General features: G+C 74.4%; 18 protein-coding genes. 14 read left to right on the top strand and 4 right to left on the bottom strand.

Annotated features, from left to right (window positions below):
• Positions 1-51: 51 nt before the first annotated feature.
• Positions 52-1,218, bottom strand: a complete 1,167-nt coding sequence (locus ACIRBX_RS00370) for a sensor histidine kinase (RefSeq protein ID WP_402292834.1) — start codon at positions 1,216-1,218, stop codon at positions 52-54.
• Complete coding sequence (locus tag ACIRBX_RS00365) at positions 1,215-1,901, bottom strand: response regulator transcription factor (RefSeq protein WP_402292833.1); 687 nt, start codon at positions 1,899-1,901, stop codon at positions 1,215-1,217. Before ACIRBX_RS00365 ends, ACIRBX_RS00370 begins: the two co-directional genes overlap by 4 nt.
• A 161-nt stretch (positions 1,902-2,062) precedes the next feature.
• Between ACIRBX_RS00365 and ACIRBX_RS00360 the strand changes: the two genes are divergently transcribed.
• Complete coding sequence (locus ACIRBX_RS00360; protein WP_402292832.1) at positions 2,063-2,719, top strand: M15 family metallopeptidase; 657 nt, start codon at positions 2,063-2,065, stop codon at positions 2,717-2,719.
• Positions 2,716-3,939, top strand: coding sequence for an endonuclease/exonuclease/phosphatase family protein (locus ACIRBX_RS00355; RefSeq protein WP_402292831.1), 1,224 nt, complete (start codon positions 2,716-2,718; stop codon positions 3,937-3,939). Before ACIRBX_RS00360 ends, ACIRBX_RS00355 begins: the two co-directional genes overlap by 4 nt.
• 75 nt (positions 3,940-4,014) lie before the next feature.
• On the opposite strand, the gene ACIRBX_RS00350 is transcribed toward ACIRBX_RS00355, so the two are convergent.
• Positions 4,015-4,905: an aminoglycoside phosphotransferase family protein gene (locus ACIRBX_RS00350; protein ID WP_402292830.1), complete on the bottom strand. Its 891-nt coding sequence runs from the start codon at positions 4,903-4,905 to the stop codon at positions 4,015-4,017.
• Between the two features lie 265 nt (positions 4,906-5,170).
• Here ACIRBX_RS00350 and ACIRBX_RS00345 point away from each other — a divergent pair, with 265 nt between their 5' ends.
• The 3 genes from ACIRBX_RS00345 to ACIRBX_RS00335 all read left to right on the top strand — a co-directional run bounded on the left by ACIRBX_RS00345 (position 5,171) and on the right by ACIRBX_RS00335 (position 8,411).
• Positions 5,171-6,274 carry a sugar ABC transporter substrate-binding protein gene (locus tag ACIRBX_RS00345; protein ID WP_402292829.1) on the top strand — a complete coding sequence of 368 codons (1,104 nt, stop codon included), beginning with the start codon at positions 5,171-5,173 and terminating at the stop codon, positions 6,272-6,274.
• 14 nt (positions 6,275-6,288) lie between these two features.
• Positions 6,289-7,068, top strand: coding sequence for an ATP-binding cassette domain-containing protein (locus ACIRBX_RS00340; RefSeq protein ID WP_402292828.1), 780 nt, complete (start codon positions 6,289-6,291; stop codon positions 7,066-7,068).
• A gap of 74 nt (positions 7,069-7,142) precedes the next feature.
• Positions 7,143-8,411, top strand: coding sequence for a sugar ABC transporter permease (locus ACIRBX_RS00335; RefSeq protein WP_402293866.1), 1,269 nt, complete (start codon positions 7,143-7,145; stop codon positions 8,409-8,411).
• Between the two features lie 290 nt (positions 8,412-8,701).
• Here ACIRBX_RS00335 and ACIRBX_RS00330 read toward each other — a convergent pair whose 3' ends face one another.
• The gene (locus ACIRBX_RS00330; protein ID WP_402292827.1) at positions 8,702-8,911 is read right to left on the bottom strand and encodes a hypothetical protein; all 210 of its coding nucleotides are present in this window, start codon (positions 8,909-8,911) and stop codon (positions 8,702-8,704) included.
• Between the two features lie 164 nt (positions 8,912-9,075).
• On the opposite strand from ACIRBX_RS00330, the gene ACIRBX_RS00325 reads away from it, so the two are divergent.
• From ACIRBX_RS00325 to ACIRBX_RS00285, 9 genes are all read left to right on the top strand, one after another.
• Positions 9,076-9,336 carry a hypothetical protein gene (locus ACIRBX_RS00325; protein WP_402292826.1) on the top strand — a complete coding sequence of 87 codons (261 nt, stop codon included), beginning with the start codon at positions 9,076-9,078 and terminating at the stop codon, positions 9,334-9,336.
• Positions 9,337-9,761: 425 nt separating this feature from the next.
• Positions 9,762-10,841, top strand: a complete 1,080-nt coding sequence (locus tag ACIRBX_RS00320) for a cytochrome P450 (RefSeq protein ID WP_402292825.1) — start codon at positions 9,762-9,764, stop codon at positions 10,839-10,841.
• A gap of 125 nt (positions 10,842-10,966) precedes the next feature.
• Positions 10,967-12,100 carry an acyl-CoA dehydrogenase gene (locus ACIRBX_RS00315; protein WP_402292824.1) on the top strand — a complete coding sequence of 378 codons (1,134 nt, stop codon included), beginning with the start codon at positions 10,967-10,969 and terminating at the stop codon, positions 12,098-12,100.
• 5 nt (positions 12,101-12,105) lie between these two features.
• Positions 12,106-13,389: a GNAT family N-acetyltransferase gene (locus tag ACIRBX_RS00310; RefSeq protein ID WP_402292823.1), complete on the top strand. Its 1,284-nt coding sequence runs from the start codon at positions 12,106-12,108 to the stop codon at positions 13,387-13,389.
• On the top strand, positions 13,376-13,834 hold the full coding sequence (locus tag ACIRBX_RS00305; protein ID WP_402292822.1) for a type II toxin-antitoxin system RatA family toxin: 459 nt from the start codon (positions 13,376-13,378) through the stop codon (positions 13,832-13,834). The genes ACIRBX_RS00310 and ACIRBX_RS00305 overlap by 14 nt, the downstream gene beginning before the upstream one ends.
• On the top strand, positions 13,831-15,123 hold the full coding sequence (locus ACIRBX_RS00300; protein ID WP_402292821.1) for an aspartate aminotransferase family protein: 1,293 nt from the start codon (positions 13,831-13,833) through the stop codon (positions 15,121-15,123). The genes ACIRBX_RS00305 and ACIRBX_RS00300 overlap by 4 nt, the downstream gene beginning before the upstream one ends.
• Positions 15,124-15,149: 26 nt before the next feature.
• The gene (locus ACIRBX_RS00295; protein ID WP_402292820.1) at positions 15,150-15,419 is read left to right on the top strand and encodes an acyl carrier protein; all 270 of its coding nucleotides are present in this window, start codon (positions 15,150-15,152) and stop codon (positions 15,417-15,419) included.
• Positions 15,420-15,430: 11 nt separating this feature from the next.
• Positions 15,431-16,687 carry a beta-ketoacyl-[acyl-carrier-protein] synthase family protein gene (locus ACIRBX_RS00290; RefSeq protein ID WP_402292819.1) on the top strand — a complete coding sequence of 419 codons (1,257 nt, stop codon included), beginning with the start codon at positions 15,431-15,433 and terminating at the stop codon, positions 16,685-16,687.
• A gap of 38 nt (positions 16,688-16,725) precedes the next feature.
• A complete protein-coding gene (locus tag ACIRBX_RS00285; RefSeq protein WP_402292818.1) occupies positions 16,726-17,748 on the top strand; it encodes an SDR family oxidoreductase in 1,023 nt (340 codons plus the stop codon).
• Positions 17,749-17,983 lie beyond the last annotated feature (235 nt).

The raw sequence follows: 17,983 nt of genomic DNA, 5'->3' as shown, positions 1-17,983 counted from the left end.
TCCTCAGGGTAGGGCCGCGGGCCCCGGCCACCGGCTGCGGAGGCCCGGGGATCACCCGGGCGGACGTACGTCCGGGGCGGCGCCGCCGACGGGGGCGGGTGCGGCGGGCAGGTCGAGGGTGACGGTGAGGCCGCCGTCGGGGCGCGGGGTGAGCCGGAGGGTGCCGTGGTGGGCGTCGGCGACGGCGCTGACGATGGTCAGACCGAGGCCGTGGCTGCGGCGGGCCGGATCGGTGGAGGCGGTCCGGCCCTTGGCACGCAGGAAGGGCTCGGTGAGGGTGGCGACCGTCTCGGGGGTGAGCGGCGGGCCGGTGTTGGTGACGGTGAGTCGGATCCGGTCGGGTGCGTCGGGGGACGGGCCGGTGGTGAGGGCGACGGTGCCGTCGGTGGGGTGGTTGTGGCGCAGCGCGTTGTGCAGCAGGTTCAGCGCGGCCTGCCGGAGCAGCACCGGATTGCCGGTGACGGGCGCCGGGGCGACCGAGGCCGTGACGGTGGTGCGGTGGGCGGCTGCCTCGTCCCGGACGGTGGCCAGGGCGTCCCGGGCAGCGTCGGCCAGGTCGGTGGGGACGAGTTCGGGCGGGGCCTGGTCGAGCTCGGCGAGCTGGAGCAGCGCCTCGCTGATCTCGATGCCGCGCTGGTTGGTGTCCTGGAGCCGGCCGACCAGCCGCCCCCAGTCCTGGCCACCGGGGTCGGCGGCGGCGACCTGGAGCATGGTGCGGGTGATGGCCAGCGGGGTGCGCAGCTCGTGCGAGGCGTTGGCCGCGAACCGCTGCTGGGCCTCGAAGGAGCGCTGGAGCCGCTCCAGCATCTCGTCGAAGGCGTCGGAGAGTTCGGTGAACTCGTCGCGCGGCCCGCGCAGGGCGACCCGGTGGCCGAGCGCTCCGTCGGCCGCCCGCCGGGCGGCCGTGGTGAGGTCCTGGAGCGGTTGCAGCACCCGCCCGGCGATGAACCAGCCACCGGCCAGGCCGACGGCCGTCATCAGCGCCAGCGCGTAGCCGCCGGCCTGCAGCACCGAGTCGAGGATCTCCTGACGGGACGGCGCGTCCGCGCGGTAGCGCGGGTTGGAGGACATCAGCGGGTAGTTGGGGAAGTACCGCATGACGAGGAAGATCACCGCCAGCGAGAGCGTCCCGGCGGCCACCGTGAAGATCGTGTAACTGAGCGTCAGCCGCATCCGGGCGGTCAGCCGGCGGGGCCGGGTGGTGCCTCGCGGGGTCACCGGGGATCTCCCTCGCCGGCTGCGGGCTCGCCGAAGCGGTAGCCGACGCCGGGGACGGTGTGGATGAGCCAGGGGTCGCCGAGCCGCTTGCGCAGGCCGGAGATGGTGATCCGGACGGCGTTGGTGAACGGGTCGGCGTTCTCGTCCCAGGCCCGCTCCAGCAGCTCCTCGGAGCTGATCACCCCACCGCGTGCGGCCACCAGCACCTCCAGCACGGCGAACTGCTTGCGGGACAGTGCGACGTACCGTCCGTCCCGGTAGACCTCGCGGCGGAACGCGTCCAGCCGCAGCCCGGCCTGCTCCACCACCGGCGGGGCCGACTCGGCCGGGCGGCGGGCCAGCGCCCGCAGCCGGACCACGAGTTCGGCCAGGTCGAAGGGCTTGGTGAGGTAGTCGTCGGCGCCCAGCTCGAAGCCGCCGACCTTGTCGTTCAGCCGGGCGGCGGCGGTCAGCATCAGCACCCGGCAGCCCAGGCCGCGGTCGACGATGATCCGGCAGACCTCGTCCCCATGGGTGCCGGGGATGTCCCGGTCCAGCACCACCACGTCGTACGCGTGGAGGGCCAGGCGCTCCAGCGCGGCGTCCCCGTCGCCCACCACGTCGGCGGCGATCGCCTCCAGCCGCAGTCCGGCTTGGACCGCCTCGGCGAGGTAGATCTCGTCCTCGACCACCAGGACCCGCACGTGCCGTTCTCCCGTCTTCCCTGCTCACACCGTTGTCGACAGGGTCCATTGGACCTCATCGGACGTATCGAAAACGTATCGGCCTGCGCGTACGTCCACGCAACACGCCTCCGGATCGAATGGCTCCCGTAGTCACAGACCGAAGGAGAACGGAGGCCGGGATGGCAGCGGACACGCAGCGGACGGACGGCGGAGCGGGCCTGCGGCCCACCTGCGACAGGGCCGGTGGGGGCGGCGCCCGCGTCGGCCGGAGCCGGCGCACCAGGCTGGTGGTCGGTACGGTCGCGGTGGCGGTGCTGGGCACCACGGGTGCCTGGGTGGCGAGTTCGGGCCAGGCCGGGCTGCGCGGGATCACCGCGATGGTGAGCGGGGCGTCGGCGGGCGTGGCCGACGGCGCGATGCCCGGCAGTGGCCGGGTGAGCCCCTTCGACAAGGAGGTCCCGGCGGTCGGCAAGCTGGATCCGGCGCTGCTGGAGGCCCTGCAGAAGGCCACCGTCGCCGCCCGCGCCAAGAAGATCGAGATCTTCGTCACCTCCGGCTGGCGCAGCCGGGACTACCAGCAGGGGCTGCTGGACCGTGCGGTGGTCGAGCACGGGACGCTGGACCGGGCCCGGCAGTACGTCAACACCCCGGACGCCTCCACCCACGTGTCGGGCAAGGCGGTGGACGTGGGTGCGACGGACGCGGCCTACTGGATGGCCCAGTACGGCCCGGAGTTCGGGCTGTGCCAGGTCTACGCGAACGAGATCTGGCACTACGAACTGCTCACCACCCCCGGCGGCACCTGCCCGGCGATGCTCCCGGACGCGGCCGGATGAGGGGCGGTACGGCGGGGAGCCGTCTGCTGCGGGAAGAGGACGCCGTCGCCCTCGACCCGAGGATCCCGTACACCGTCCGCCCGTACACGGTCGGCTCGCACGGCGTCCGCCCGTACACGGTCGGCTCACACGCCGTCAGCCCGGACACCACAGGCTCACCCGGCGTCGGCCAGGACGTCGTCGGCTCGCACGCCGACGGTCCGGAGGGCATCGGCGCGGACGTCTCCGACTCGGACCCGGCCGGGCCGGGTGCCCCGGTGGCCGCCAAGACCGGTTCCCCGGTGTCCCGTTGGCGGCGGGACCTGCTCCCGGCCGCGCTCGGCGTGCTGACGGCGGCCTCGCTCGCCTGTCACCGCTGGCTGCCGGACCCGGGCTTCGGGCTGCGCAGCCTCGGTGAGAGCCTGCTGCCGTGGAGCGGGGTGCCGGCCCTCGGTCTGCTGCTCTGGGCCGCGCTGCGCCGGGCCCCCGCGGTGGCCTGCGCGGGCGGGGCGGCGGCACTGGTCTGGGGAGCGATGTTCGGCCCGCTGCTGACGGCGGCTCAGGGGCCGGACGCGTCGGGCGGGCCGGGCGGGCCGCAGGGCGGCGCCGGGCTGACGGTGGTCACCCACAACGTGCTCGCCGACAACCGGGACCCGGCCGGCACCGCCCGCGCGCTGCTGGCCGCGCACCCGGACCTGGTCGCGCTCCAGGAGGTGACCGAGCCGGCCTGGCGGCCGTACCGGGAGGTGCTCGGCGCGGAGCTGCCGCACCACATCAGCACCGGCACGGTCGGCCTGTGGAGCCGCTACCCGCTGACGGAGGCCGGCCGGCTGATCATCGACCCGGGCTGGAACCGCTCGCTGCGGGCCGAAGTCCAGGCCCCCTTCGGCCCGTTGGCGGTCTACGTGGCCCACCTGCAGTCCGTCCGGCCGCACCTCTCCGGCTTCGTCACCGGCCAGCGCGACGGGAACATCGCGGAGCTCGGCCGGGCCGTCGAGGCGGAGCGGCTGCCCCGGGTGCTGGTACTCGGCGACCTCAACACCGCCCCCGACGACCACGCCCTGGCCCCGCTCACCGACCGGCTCACGCTGGCCCGCGACGGCTTCGGCTTCACCTGGCCCGCCGCCTTCCCGGTGGCCCGGATCGACCACGTGCTGACCCGCGAGCTGAACGCCAGCACCTGGACGCTGCCCGCCACCGGCAGCGACCACCTCCCGCTGGCGGGCCGGATCCGCCCGTAGCCGGATCCGCTCGTGGTCGGATCGCCCGGTGGGAGGCTCGGCCGGTGGGAGGTCCGGCCCGCAGCCGAGGCGGCGTCAGGCGCCCGGCTCCAGCAGGCGGTCGAGGGTGCGGCGGCCCATGGCGCTCATCGCCGGATTGCTCTCGACGTAGTACCAGACCAGGCCCATGGCCTGCTGGAAGGCCCAGGCCTTGCCGCGCTCCCACTCGAGGTCGTCGCAGCCGAGCGCCGCCCGCAGCACGCGCCGTGGCTCCCGGTCCAGCAGGTGCCAGGCGCCGACCAGGTCGAGTGCGGGGTCGGCGGGGGCGAATCCGCCGGTGTCCAGCACGCCGCCGAGGCGGCCGTCGGCGACCAGGACGTTGCCGAGGATCAGGTCGCCGTGGCACATCGCGTCGGCGCCCGTGCGGGGCAACTCGCGCAGTCGGGCCCAGGTGTCGCGGAGCCTGGGCACGTCGAGCAGCCCCTGACTCTCCGTCAGGCAGATCCCGATCCACTCGTCGTGGTCGGTCAGCACCCCGCCGCGGCCCGCGCCGTCGAAGGTCCGCCCCCGGGTGTCGGCCCGGCGGAGCGCGGCGACGAAGGACGCCAGGTCCTCGGCGAAGGCGACCGAGGCACCGGGGTCGGTCTCGGTGGCGACGGTGCCGGGCAGCCAGGTCTGGACCGACCAGGGCATCGGGTACCCGGCGCCGGGCTCGCCGAGGGCGACGGGGTGCGGCACGGGGACGGGCGAGACCTCGGCGAGTTCGGCACCCGCCCGGGCCTCCCGTTCGAGGGTCGCCAGCGCGGTGGCGGGGTCGGTCAGCCGGAGCGGGAAGCGCGCGGCCAGGTCGTCGCCGATCCGGAAGATCGCGTTGTCGGTGCCCGTCGACCGCAGGAGCCGGATCGGCCGGTCGCCCCACTGCGGGAACTGATCCAGGATCAGCGCGGCTGCCGCGTCGGTGGTCAGATCCACCTGGTCCTCGTGCATGGGTGTGTCGTGCTCCTGCCGTTCCGGTGCCGTCGGCAGAAGCAGAGCAGGTCACGGGCGGTCGCGGCGAGCGAATTAGCGTGCGGGCCCGCCTGGTGGAGGCGCCCGGGGGGTGTCCTGCTCCGCCTCGGCGCCGCCCGGTCCGGTCACCCGCAGTGACGTCCGGCGGCGGACGGTGCAGTGCTCCCAAGGGTGGTTTCGCTGAGTAGCCGGGACGGGGTGACACTGGGTGGTGGGGGCGGCCCCGAACCGAAGAGGCTTCGTCATGAGCAGCAGAGGGCTTCGCCGCCTGGGTGCGGCAGCGGCAGCGGTCACCTTGGGCATCGGACTCGCGTCCTGCGGAGACGCGAAGGAGTCGTCCGGAGGCGGAGGAGGCTCCGAGAACCCGGGCACGGTGCGGATCGGGTTGCTGCTGCCGGAGACCAAGACCACCCGGTACGAGCAGTTCGACCGGCCGCTGATCGAGCAGAAGATCAAGGAGCTGGCCCCGGACGCGCAGATCGACTACTACAACGCCAACGAGAACGCGACCACCCAGCAGACCCAGGTCGACACCGCCCTGACCAAGGGCGACAAGGTGCTGATCCTGGACGCGGTGGACGCCAAGGCGATCCAGTCCTCGGTGCAGAAGGCGCACGACGCGGGCGTCAAGGTGATCGCCTACGACCGCCTGGCGCAGGGCCCGGTGGACGCCTACGTCTCCTTCGACAACCGCAAGGTCGGCGAACTCCAGGGCCAGGCCCTGGTCACGGCCGTCGGCGACAAGGCCGGAGCCGGCCAGATCATCATGGTCAACGGCTCGCCCACCGACCCGAACGCCGCCGACTTCAAGGCCGGCGCGCACAGCGCGATCGACGGGAAGCTGAAGGTCGGCAAGGAGTACGACACCCCCAACTGGGACCCGAACAACGCCAACCAGGAGGCCGCCGCCGCGATCACCGCGATCGGCGGACCGAACGTGGTCGGCGTCTACTCCGCCAACGACGGCATGGCGGCCGGCATCGCCACCGCCCTCAAGGCGGCCGGCCTGAGCGTGCCGCTGACCGGGCAGGACGCCCAACTCGACGCCGTGCAGCGGATCCTGGCGGGCACCCAGACCATGTCGATCTACAAGCCGTTCAAACCGGAGACCGACAAGGCGGCCCAGCTCGCCGTCGCCTTCGCCCAGGGCCGGACGCCGGACGCCGGGCTGACCCCGGTCGAGGTCACCAACGGCAGTGGCAACCAGGTCAAGGCCGACCTGATCACCCCGGTGGTGCTCACCAAGGACAACATCAAGACCACCGTGGTCGCCGACGGCCTGTACTCCGTCGACAAGATCTGCACTGCCGACTACGCCGCCGCCTGCAAGGCCGCCGGTCTCCAGTAGGGGAGCCGGGCGTCATGGCGGGCGAGACCGTACTGGCCCTGCGCGGGGTCTCCAAGCGGTTCGGCGCGGTGCAGGCGTTGACCGACATCGAGCTGGAGGTCCGGGCGGGGGAGGTGCTGGCCCTGGTCGGGGACAACGGGGCCGGCAAGTCCACCCTGGTCAAGGCGGTGGCCGGGGTGCACCAGGTGGACCAGGGCCGGATCGAGTGGCAGGGCCGCCCGGTCACCGTGCACCGGCCGCAGGACGCCCAGCACCTGGGCATCGCGACCGTCTACCAGGACCTGGCGCTCTGCGACAACCTCGACGTGGTGGGGAACCTCTTCCTCGGCCGGGAGCTGCGCCGGTTCACCGTGCTGGACGAGGTGGCGATGGAGCAGCGCTCCCGGGCCCTGCTGGACACCCTGTCGATCAGGATCCCGAGCGTGCGCATCCCGGTCGCCTCGCTCTCCGGCGGCCAGCGTCAAGTGGTCGCCATCGCGCGGGCGTTGATCGGCTCGCCGAAGGTGGTGCTGCTGGACGAGCCGACCGCCGCGCTCGGCGTCGAGCAGACCGCCCAGGTGCTGGACCTGGTCGAGCGGCTGCGCGAGCAGGACCTCGGCGTGCTGCTGATCAGTCACAACATGGCGGACGTGATGGCGGTGGCCGACACCGTGGCGGTGCTCCGGCTGGGGCGCAACAACGGTGTCTTCGACCGGCGTTCGACCAGCCGGGAGGAGATCGTCTCGGCCATCACGGGGGCCACCGACAACGCGGTCACCCGTCGGCAGGCCCGTGGTACGGAGGGTGCGTCATGACCGAGCAGGCTCCCAGTGGCGGTAATGGCGGTGGCGGTGGTCGCGGTGAGCGCCGTCCGTTGCCCGAGGACCGGATGTCCAAGGGCGGGGTCAACGCCCCCGTCCCCGTCGCGGCCCGTGCGACCCCCGCCGTCGACCCGCGGCTGATCGTCCGTCAGGAGGGGCTCCGGGGCTATCTGGGCGAGTTCCGCCGCCGGCTGCACAGCGGTGAACTCGGCTCGCTGCCGGTGGTGTTGGCCCTGGTGGTGATCTGGGCGGTGTTCGGCAGCCTGGACAGCAGCTTCCTCTCCGCGCAGAACCTCTCCAACCTCTCGCAGCAGATCGTCGGCACCGGCATGATCGCCATCGGCGTGGTCTTCGTGCTGCTGCTGGGCGAGATCGACCTCTCGGTCGGCTCGGTCAGCGGCCTGTGCGCCGCGATCTTCGCCGTCATGAACGTCACCCACGGCGTCAACGCCTGGGTGGCGCTGCTCTGCGCGGTGGCCGGCGGTGCGGTGGTCGGCGTGATCCAGGGCCTGTTCTTCGCCAAGGTCGGGGTGCCGGCCTTCGTGGTCACCCTGGCCGGCAACCTCGGGTGGAACGGCGCGATGCTGCAGATCCTCGGCTCCAGCGGCACCGTCAACCTCTCCGGCGACGACATCGTCTCCCGGCTGTACAGCACCGTCTACGGCCAGCAGGCCGCCGCCTACGGAGCCGCCGCCGTGGCCGTGCTGCTCTTCCTCGGCGCCTCCCTGCTGGAGGCCCGCCGCCGCAGGAGCGCGGGCGTGCCGTCCCGGCCGGCCGCCGACATCGCGCTGCGCACCGCGCTGTTGGCGGTGGTCGCCTTCCTGGCCGCCTACACCCTCAACCAGTACAAGGGCCTGCCGCTGGCGCTGCTGATCTTCCTGGTGGTCATCGTGGTGCTGGACTTCGTGCTCCGCCGCACCTCCTACGGGCGGCAGGTCTTCGCGCTCGGCGGCAACATCGAGGGCGCCCGGCGGGCCGGCATCAACGTGTCCTGGATCCGGATCAGCGTCTTCGCGATCTGCTCCACCATGGCGGCCGTCGGCGGGCTGTTCCTGGCCGCGCAGATCCAGTCGGCCAGTCAGACCTCCGGCGGCGGCAACCTGTTGATGAACGCCATCGCGGCAGCCGTGATCGGCGGCACCAGCCTGTTCGGCGGACGCGGCTCGACCTGGTCGGCGCTGCTGGGTGCGCTGGTGATCGGCTCGATCCAGTCGGGCATGAACATCCAGGGCCTGAGCAACGCGATCCAGTTCATGATCACCGGTGCGGTGCTGCTGGCCGCCGTGGTGGTCGACTCGCTGGCCCGCCGCACCCAGCGCGCGGCGGGGCGTGCCTGACGGCCCGTCGGGCCACCGGGCGGTCAGTCGGAAGAAGCCGTCGACGGTCGTCGGACCGGCCACAGTGAGGGCGACGGGAGAGCCCCGGAAGCCGGTGGCGTTCCGGGCGACCGGCAGGCGGACGCGGTGGTCCAGGCCGACGGCGGGTGGGAAGGGCCGGGAGCGCCGGTCCGGGGGTGGCGGTGGTCGTCAGGACCACCGCGCCGGAGGACTGCTGCGATCCCGACCGGTCTCTCGGAGCGCCCAGTCTCCGGCCTGGTCAGCCTCCGGCCCGGCCCGGCCAGGCCCGGTCAGCCGAGGAGGTACTCGGCGGCCGTGGTGTGCTGTGCGGCGATCAGCCAGCCGGTGCCGGAGCCGTCGTCGTTGCGGCTGAGCACGGTGTCGTCCGTACTCGCGTGGACCCCGCGCGGAGCCGGAGCGGCGGCAGCGGCCCCGGAGAGCAGGGGGAGGACGGTGGCGGCCGTGCCGAGCACCGCGAGGAGACGCAGGGGAGTGGTCATGACCGGCCCAACGGCCCGGCCTGACGGGGCGTCACCTCCACTACGCCGCACGGGTATTCGGTTCCGCCATGCGGGTGGCATCGGCCGTCCTGCGGTCTGAGGATCCGGCCGGACGGGTGAGCGGGCGTGACCCGGAGGGTGGGCCGTTTGCCATGATCGGTCCCATGCGAACCTTCGGTAAGGCGTTCGGCGCCTTCATTGCTGCATGCGCCCTGGTCTCCCTCCCCACCGCCGCCTTCGCGGCCAACGCCACCGGTCAGTCCGGTAGCGGGAACGTCGCCATCGGTCAGGGCTCCCGGGCCGACAACGGCGGGGTCTCCTCGAACTACGCCAACGTCACCTCGGTGACCGCCGCCGACTCCAACGTCGGCAACAAGCTCGACCTCTGGCCCGGCGCGGTGCTGGTCGTCCCGACCGGTCACTGACCACCGAAATCCCCTCTGACGGGTCCCGACCGGAGCGCTCCGGCCGGGACCCGTTGCGTGCCGGAGGCGTGCGCGCCGCCGCACGCCGCCCCGGGCGCCCCTCCGCTGGGCCGGGCCTGCGGGGAAATGCGGGAACGTACTCGAACTGATGGGCGTCACCGCTTCCCGCGACTCGGGAAATGCCGGGGGAAAATTCCGGTACGCTGCGCAGCAACCGCACCAGAGAGGGCGTCTGACGCCTTTTCCGATCGATGGGACCCGAGGCCGGACCGGTGAATGCAGAGGCGATCCTCTTGTCGGTTTTCACTCCCGAGGGCAGGGAGGATCCCTACCCCGCGCTGGCCCGACTCCGGGAGAGCGCCCCGGTGTATTACAGTCCGACGATCGGCTCCCATTTCCTGACCAATTTCGCCGACTGCCAGTCCGTGCTCACCAGCCCGGACTTCCTGGTGCCCGACCGGGAATGGTGCGAGCGGAGAATCCCGGACGGTGCGGGACGCCCCGCCGCCGATTTCTTCTACTCCTCCATGCTGGGCACCAACCACGGCGCCCACGACCGCCTCCGCCGCCTGGTGGTCCGCGAACTGAGCGCCCGTCGGGTCGCCGCACTGGGGCTCCGGGTCGAGGAGACGGTCGCCGGACTGCTGGACGACTTCGCCGAGGCCGCCGCCGACGGTGCGGACGCCGACTTCCAGGACCTGGTCGCGCTGCCGCTCCCGGTCGCCGTGGTCGGCGACCTGATCGGTGTGCCGGCGGCCGACCGGCTCCGGCTGCGGCAGCTCGGCGACGACGCCGGCCGGCTGCTGGAGCCCGTCCGCAGCCCCGAGGACTGGGCCCGCGCGGACCGGGGCGTCAGCGGACTGCGGGAGTACTTCACCGCACTGCTGCGCGAGCGCCGGGCCCGGCCCGCCGACGACCTGGCCTCCGCCCTGGCCCGGGGCCAACGGACCGACGGCGCCGGGGAGTCGGACGGTGCGGGGCTGACCGAGGGGGAGCTGGTGGACATCCTGGTGCTGGTCTTCGCGGCCGGCTTCGAGACCACCGCCGGCCTGCTCGGGCAGGCCGTGCACGCCCTGCTCACCCAGCCCGGACAGTGGGCCCTGCTGCGCCGCCGTCCCGATCTGGTGCCCGCCGCGCTGGAGGAGTCGCTGCGCTGGGACGGCCCGGTGCCGATGACCGAACGGATCGCCGCCCGGCCGACCGAGCTCGGCGGGCTGCCGCTGCCGGCCGGGGCCAGCGTGATCACCGTGATGGCCGCCGCCCACCGGGACCCGGAGTGGTTCGCCGACCCGGACGCCTTCGTGGTGGGCCGGGTGGACGGCCGGGTGCTGGGCTTCAGCGCCGGGGTGCACTACTGCGTGGGCGCCGCACTGGCCCGCCTGGAGGGCGCCGTGCTGCTGCGCGCGATGCTGCGCCGCTTCCCGGAGCTGCGGGCCGCCGGGCCGCCGGGCAGACGGACCGGGGACGGCCTGCGCGGCTTCACCCGCCTGCCGTTGACCGTCTGACCCGCCCCCGCAGCCCCGGTGGCCCCCGCGGCCTCCTGAGGTCGCCCGCAGGTTCCGGCCGTTCGCGGGGCCGGCCACCTGCCGTGGCCCCGTCACCCTCCCCCCTCCCTCGCAAGGAGCTCTCCGTGCCCTTCCTGCAGCGTGAACGAGCCGTCCTGGAAGCCCACTTGCCCGGCCTGGACGCAGCCCTGGCGGCCCACCCGCTGGACCGGCTGGAGACCGCCCCGAGCCCCGCCCTCGCGGCCTTCCGGACGGCCGGCGGCCCCGGCCTGCTGGTCCCCAGGGCCCTCGGCGGACGGGGCATCAGCGCCCTGGAGGCGGTCCGGATCCAGCGCGCGGTCGGCGCCCGCTGTCCCTCGCTCGCGGTGGGCAGCACGATGCACCACTTCTCGGTGGCCGGCCTGGTCCGGTCCGCCGTCCCCGGCGGGGCGGAGGAGCAGCTGCTCACCGCGATCGCCGCCGACGGCCTGCTGCTGGCCTCCGGCTTCGCCGAGGGCCGGGCCGGCCAGAACATCCTCAAGCCCCACATCACCGCCGAACGCCGGGGCGACCGGGTGGTGCTGAACGGCAGCAAGATGCCCTGCAGCCTGGCCCGTTCGATGGACCTGCTGACCGCCTCGGTGCTGCTGGCCGACCAGGACGGCGTCGAGCGGCTGGCCGTCGCGCTGATCCCGGCCGGGACCCCGGGCATCGAGGTGCGCCCGTTCTGGCGCAATCCGGTGCTGGCCGGGGCGGAGAGCGAGCAGGTGGTGCTGACCGAGGTCGCGATCGACCCGGAGATGGTGCTGCTGACCGAGGTGACCGCCGACGCGGTGCCGGACGACCTCAACACGGCCGGCTTCCTCTGGTTCGAACTCCTGCTGACCGCCGGGTACCTGGGCGTCGCCTCCGCCCTGGTCGAGCGGGTGCTGACCCGGCCGGCCGGCCCGCCGGAGGACGCCGCCGCGCTGATCGGCGGGACGGAGGCCGCGATGCTGGCGGTCGAGGCGGTGGCCCGAGCCCTGGCCGATGAGGAACAGCCGTGGGACGACGGCCTGTTGGTCTCCGCCCTGACCGCCCGTTACGCCGCCGAGGACGCCATCGCCCGGACCACCCGGAGCTGCCTGACCGCGCTCGGCGGGATGTCGTTCGTCAGCTCGACCGAGGGCAGCTACCTGGCCTCGGCGGCCGGGGCCCTCGCCTTCCACCCGCCGGCCCGGGCCCGGATGGCCGGCCCGCTGCGCGAGTACCTGGACGGCCGTCCGCTGCGGATCGGCTGACCGGGGTGGCGGCGACGGCGGCAGCGGCGGTGACGGCGGTCCGCGCCCGGTACCGGACCGAGCTGGTGCGCGGTGTGGACCGGCTCCCGGCGGGCCTGTGGGAGCGCCTGGCGCCCCCGGACGACCCGATGTGGTCCCGGGACGTGCTGCGCGCGATGGAGGCGTCCGCGATCGGCCCGGACGGCTACGGGTACCTGGTGCTCCGTCAGGACGACGGTGGGGCGGCGCGGGCCGGGCGGGGGAGCGGACCGGGAGACGGCCCGAGCCCGGGGCCGGAGGTCCTCGCGGTGCTCCCCGTCAGCCTGTTCCCCCGGCTGCGGCTGGACGAGGTGGTCGGGGCCGAGGACCGGCGCCGACTGGCCCCCGTCCGGCGGTCGGCCCCCGGGCTGCTGCGGGTGCCGATGCTGTTCTGCGGCCATCTGCTCGGGCAGGGGCACCTGCTGACCGACCGTCGGCTGCCCCGGCCCGCCCTGGACGCCCTGCTCGGCGGCGTGCTGGCGCTGGCCCGCCGCGAGCGGCTCGGCACCGTGGTCTTCAAGGACTTCGCCGCCATCGAGCTGGCCGGGCTGCGGCCGGCCCTGGAGGGTGCCGGATTCTTCCCGGTGCCCGCCCTCCCCGACACCGAACTCCGGCTGGGCGACGGCGGGTTCGAGGACTACCTGGCCCGGCTGCCCGCGAAGGCCCGGCGCAACGCGCGCGCCAAGCTGCGCCGCTCGGCCGGCTGGCCGGGGCTGCGGACCGAGGTGCTGACCGACTTCGCCCACCTGCTGCCCGAGGTGCTGGGCCTCTACCGGCAGGTGATGGACCGCGCCGACCAGCGGCTCGACGTGCTGGACGCCGCCTTCCTGGCCGCCGTGCACGACGGCGACCCGGCCGGGCGGCGGCTGGTGGCCTGCTTCGAAGACGGGCGGCTGGTCGCCTTCCTGCTCTGCCTGTTCGCCGGGACCGGTGCCACCGGTGCCCGGATCGGCCTGGACTACCGGATCGCCCACCAGGCCGGGCTGTACCACGCGGTGCACCACGCGGCGATCCGGTACGCCATCGAGGCCGGCTGCACCCACATCCGGTTCGCCCAGACCGCCTACCAGCCGAAGCTCGAACTCGGCTGCGAGCTGGTCGAGCAGTGGTACGCGATGACGCACGTCGGCCCGCTCCGGCGGGCCGTACTGCGCCGCGCACTGCCCCCGGCCCTGGCCGCCGCCCGGAGCCGGGCCCTCGGCCCGCACGCCGCCGCGCCCGCCCACACCCACACCCCCGCATCAGAGAGGTCACCCCGTGCCGCACGTTGAGGTGGAACTGCCGATCGCCGCACCGCCGGACCTGGTCTGGGCGGCGGTGGTGGACGTCGAGTCGTACCAGCACTGCATGGAGAGCGTGGACGAGGTGCGGGTGGTCGAGCAGCGCGACGCGCTGCACCGCACCACCTCCTGGTCGGTGCGGCTGGAGGGCTCGGTGCTGCGCTGGACCGAGGCGGAGGTGATCGACCCGGCGGCCCGGCGCTTCACCTTCGACCAACTGACCGGTGACCTCGGCGAGTTCTCCGGCCACTGGACGGTGCGGGAGACACCGGACGGCGGCAGCACGGTGACGCTCCACGCCGACTTCGACATCGGCATCCCGCTGCTCTCGGAGATGCTCAACCCGCTCGCGGCCGACGCCCTGCGGGACAATGCGGCGCAGATGATCGCCGCTCTCCGGGCCCGGCTGGTCACGGCGGAGGTGGTCCCGGCATGACCACGGTCGCTGCCACGAGCGCGGGGACGACGGAGGGCGACGCTGCCGCCACCGACGCCGCCACCACCGACGCCGCCGAGGTGTTCGACCAGCTCCGCCGCCACCTGTCCGCCAAGCTCGCGCTGACCGGCAGCTTCGCCGGCCGGGGAGCCGTGGAGGCCGCCGCCGAGGGGGCCGGGGTCACCCTCTCGGACGGCCGCCGGGTCCTGGACTTCGGCTCCTACGCCGTCACCCTGCTCGGCCACCGCCACCCCGAGGTGGTGGCCGCCGTCCACCGGCAGCTCGACACCATGCCGACCGCCACCCGCAGCCTGGCCAATCCGGTCGCGGCCCGGGCGGCCGGCCTGCTCGCCGCCCACCTCGGCGGCACGCTGCCCAAGGTGCACTTCGGGCTGAACGGCTCGGACGCCGTGGAGGTGGCCGTCAAGCTCGCCCGCCTCGCCACCGGCCGCGACAAGGTGCTGGCGGTGCGCGGCGGCTTCCACGGGAAGTCGCTCGGCGCCCTCGCCCTGACGCACAGTCCGCTCTACCGGGTGGGCCTGCGCGGCTGCGCCGTGGAGGTTGCCCACCTGGACCCGGACGATCCGCAGGCGTTCGCCCGGGAGGCGGCGGCCGGCCCGGTGGCGGCGCTGGTCTTCGAGCCGGTACAGGGCGAGAACGGCGCCGTCCCGCTCCCGCCGGACGTGCTGCGCAGCTGGTGCGCGGCGGCCGTCGCGCACGGCGCGATGGTGATCGCCGACGAGATCCAGTGCGGCCTGGGCCGCTGCGGCCCGCCCTCGGTGGCGCTGGCCGAGGGCCTGCCGGTGGACGGCGTGCTGCTGGGCAAGCCGCTCGGCGGGGGCGTGGTCCCGCTCTCCGCGCTGGTCTGCTCCGAGCGGCTCTACGCCCCGCTGGACGCCGATCCGTTCCTGCACTCCGCCACCTTCGGCGGCCACCCGCTGAGCTGCGCGGCGCTGCCGCCCGCGCTGGCGGTGATGGAACGTCAGGCCGGACACGGCCTGGCCCTCACCGCGCTGCTCGCCGACGGCCTCGACGCGCTGCGGGCGCGGCACCCGGCGACGGTCCGCGAGGTCCGGGGCCGGGGCCTGCTGCGCGGCCTGGACCTGGACACCCCGGCCCGGGCGGGCGCGATGGTGCTGGAGCTCTCGGCCCTGGGCCTGCTGGTCTCACCCTGTCTCGGCCGCCCGACCACCATCCGGCTGCTGCCCCCGCTGGTCACCACCGAGGCCGAACTCGCCGAGGGGCTCGGCATCCTGGACGCTGCCCTGACGGCGGTGGCCGGCCGATGATCCCCGCACCGTCAGGAAGGACGGACATGCCCACCCGTGAGGAACTGGCCCTGGTGGTCAGGACGACCATCTCCGACGTGCTCGGCACCGAGGTCGAGGAGGTGCAGGAGCACACCAGCCTGCTGACCGACTACGGCATCGACAGTCTGGAGCTGATGGAGATCGGCTCCCGGCTGGAGCGCGCGCTCGCGCTGCGGATCGCGGTCGAGGACCTGACCGGCGCGGAGGACGTCGGCCGGGCGATCGACCTGCTGGCCCTGCGGCTGCTCGACCACCGCACGGCAGCCACCCGGTGACGGCCCGTCGGGTGCCCCGGGACCATCGGCGCGAGGACGGCGGCCACCGGGTCGCGGTCACCGGCATCGGCCTGAAGACCCCGGCCGGCACCAGCCCGCAGGAGGCGTACGAGTCGGTGCTCAAGGCCCGGCCCACCGCCGCCGTGGTCGAGCTGCTGGTGCGGCGCGGGGTCTCGGTGCGGATCGCCTCGCTGGTGCCGCCGTTCGACGTGGAGGCGTACCTGACCCGGCGTGAGCTCCGGCAGATCGACCGGGCCGCCACCCTGCTGCTCTGCGCCGCCTCGGACGCCGTCGCGGCGGCCGGCTTCACCGACTGCGGCGGCCACTCGCCCGAGCGGGTCGGGGTGCAGATCGGCACCGGGATGGGCGGGCTGGCCAGCATGGAGCAGGTCACCACCGACCACTGGGACAGCCCCGGTGACCTGCCGGTGCACACCGTGCCGCGCACCATGGCCAACTCGGCCGCCTCCCGGCTGGCGCTGCGCTACGGCTACCGGGGCGCCTGCACCACGTACTCCTCGGCCTGCGCCAGCGGCACCACCGCGATCGGCGAGGCCGCCCGGCGGATCCGGTACGGGGAGTTGGACGCGGCGCTGGCCGGGGGAGTGGACGCCCCCGTCACGACCGTCATCGTCGGTGCCTTCGCCAAGATGCGGGCGATGTCGGCGCGCAACGACGAACCGGCGCTGGCCAGCCGCCCGTTCGACGCCGAGCGGGACGGCTTCGTGATGGCCGAGGGCGCCGCCGTGCTGGTGCTGGAGCGCTGGGACGCGGCCGTCCGGCGCGGCGCGCCGATCCTCGGCGAGGTGGCCGGGTACGCGGACAACTGCGACGCCTTCCACATCGTGGCCCCGATCGAGGACGGCGGGATGGCCGCCCGCTGCATGCAACGGGCGGTCGCGGACGCCGGGTTGAGCCCGGCGGACATCGGCCACGTCAACGCGCACGGCACCTCCACGGTGCTCAACGACCGGGCCGAGGCCCGGGCGATCGAGCGGTGCTTCGGCGCGGGGGCGCTGCCGGTGACGGCGATGAAGGGCGTGACGGGCCATCTGATCGGCGGCTCCGGCGCCCTGGAGGCGGCGCTCGGGCTGCTCTGCGCGGCCCGGGGCGAGGTGCCGCCGATCGCCAACCTGGGCAGCAGCCCGGAGGCCGGCCTGGTGGACCTGGTCCGCTCGGTGCCCCGCTCGATCGCCCCCGGACCGGTGCTCTCCAACTCCTTCGGCTTCGGCGGCCAGAATGCCTGCCTGGTGCTCACCCCGGCCTGACCCGCCCTCACCTCCCCTGCTACCCCTGGGACCCCGCGATGCGAATCCTCCTGACCGGTGCCACCGGTGTGGTCGGCACCGAGCTCGGCGACCTGCTCCGGACCTCCGGCCACACCCTGGTGCCGGTGGCCCGCCGCCCCGCCGACGACGTGCTGTCCTGGCGGATCGGCGAGCAGCCGCCGCCCGCCGAGCTGGCCGGCCACTGGGACGTGATCGTGCACGCCGCGGCCTCCACCCGGTGGACGCTCAGCCGCCCGGAGGCGGAGGCCGCGAACATCGACCCGCTGCGCGCGGTCCTGGCGCTGGCGGACCGGGACACCCACCTGGTGCAGGTCTCCACCGCCTACGTCGGCGGTACCCGTAATCCGGAGGACCTGCGCGGCGCGGAGTTCGAGGGGTACCGCAACGGCTACGAGTGGTCCAAGGCCCGCTGCGAGGAGGTGGCGCGCACCGAACACCCGGGCCCGGTCACCGTGGTGCGCCCGCCGCTGGTGGTCGGCCGCAGCACGGACGGGCGGATCGCGCGCTTCTCGGGCCCGTACACCATCTTCCAGGCGCTGGTCTCCGGCCTGGCCGCCGTGGTGGTCGGCGCCCCGGACGGCCACGCCGAGATCAGCCCGGTCGACCGGGTCGCCGAGGTGATCGCCGCCGCCGCGCTGGCCGAGCCGCCCGCCGCCCCGCGCACCGAGGTGCTCGCGGCGGGTGCCTCCTGCCTGCGGCTGTCCGCCCTGGTGGACGTCGTCCGGGAGACCGTCAACGAGTACCGGGCCGCCCACGGGGTGGCTCCGGTCGAGCCGCCCCCGCTGGTGCCGGTGGAGCGCTGGGAGCGGTTCTTCCTGCCGCTGGCGGACCGCTACCTCTCGCCGTTCCAGGCGCAGGCGGTGAAGCTGCTGGCGATGTTCCAGAGCTACACCTCGATGACCGAGCCGTTCGTCCCCACCCACCGGGTCGACGATCCGGGCGCGGCCCTGGCCACCGCCGTCCGGCACTGGGCGGAGGCCAAGCCGCGCCTCGCGCTGGCCCGCCCGCAGCCGTGGACGCTGCTCGCGGGGAGGTCCTGACGGTCCGTCGGGCGGCACCGCGTCAGCGGGCGGTCCGGCGGGCAGGCGGTCCGGCGCGGCGGCGGTCCGTCGGGCGCGGGCGGATCAGCGGGCCCGCAGCCCTGCGGTGAGCACGGCGAGGACTCGGGACCGGGCGTCGGGGTCCGGGTCGGCGCCGAGCTGCTCCTCGGTGCGGTGCCCCACCGGCTCGCCGGCGGGGCACCGCACCGAGGACGTCGAGGTGATCGTCGCGGAG

This window comes from Kitasatospora sp. NPDC096147, from assembly GCF_044763225.1.
Lineage (GTDB): Bacteria > Actinomycetota > Actinomycetes > Streptomycetales > Streptomycetaceae > Kitasatospora.
Note: the sequence above shows the minus strand (reverse complement) of the source record. Positions and strands in the feature narration are given on the sequence as shown.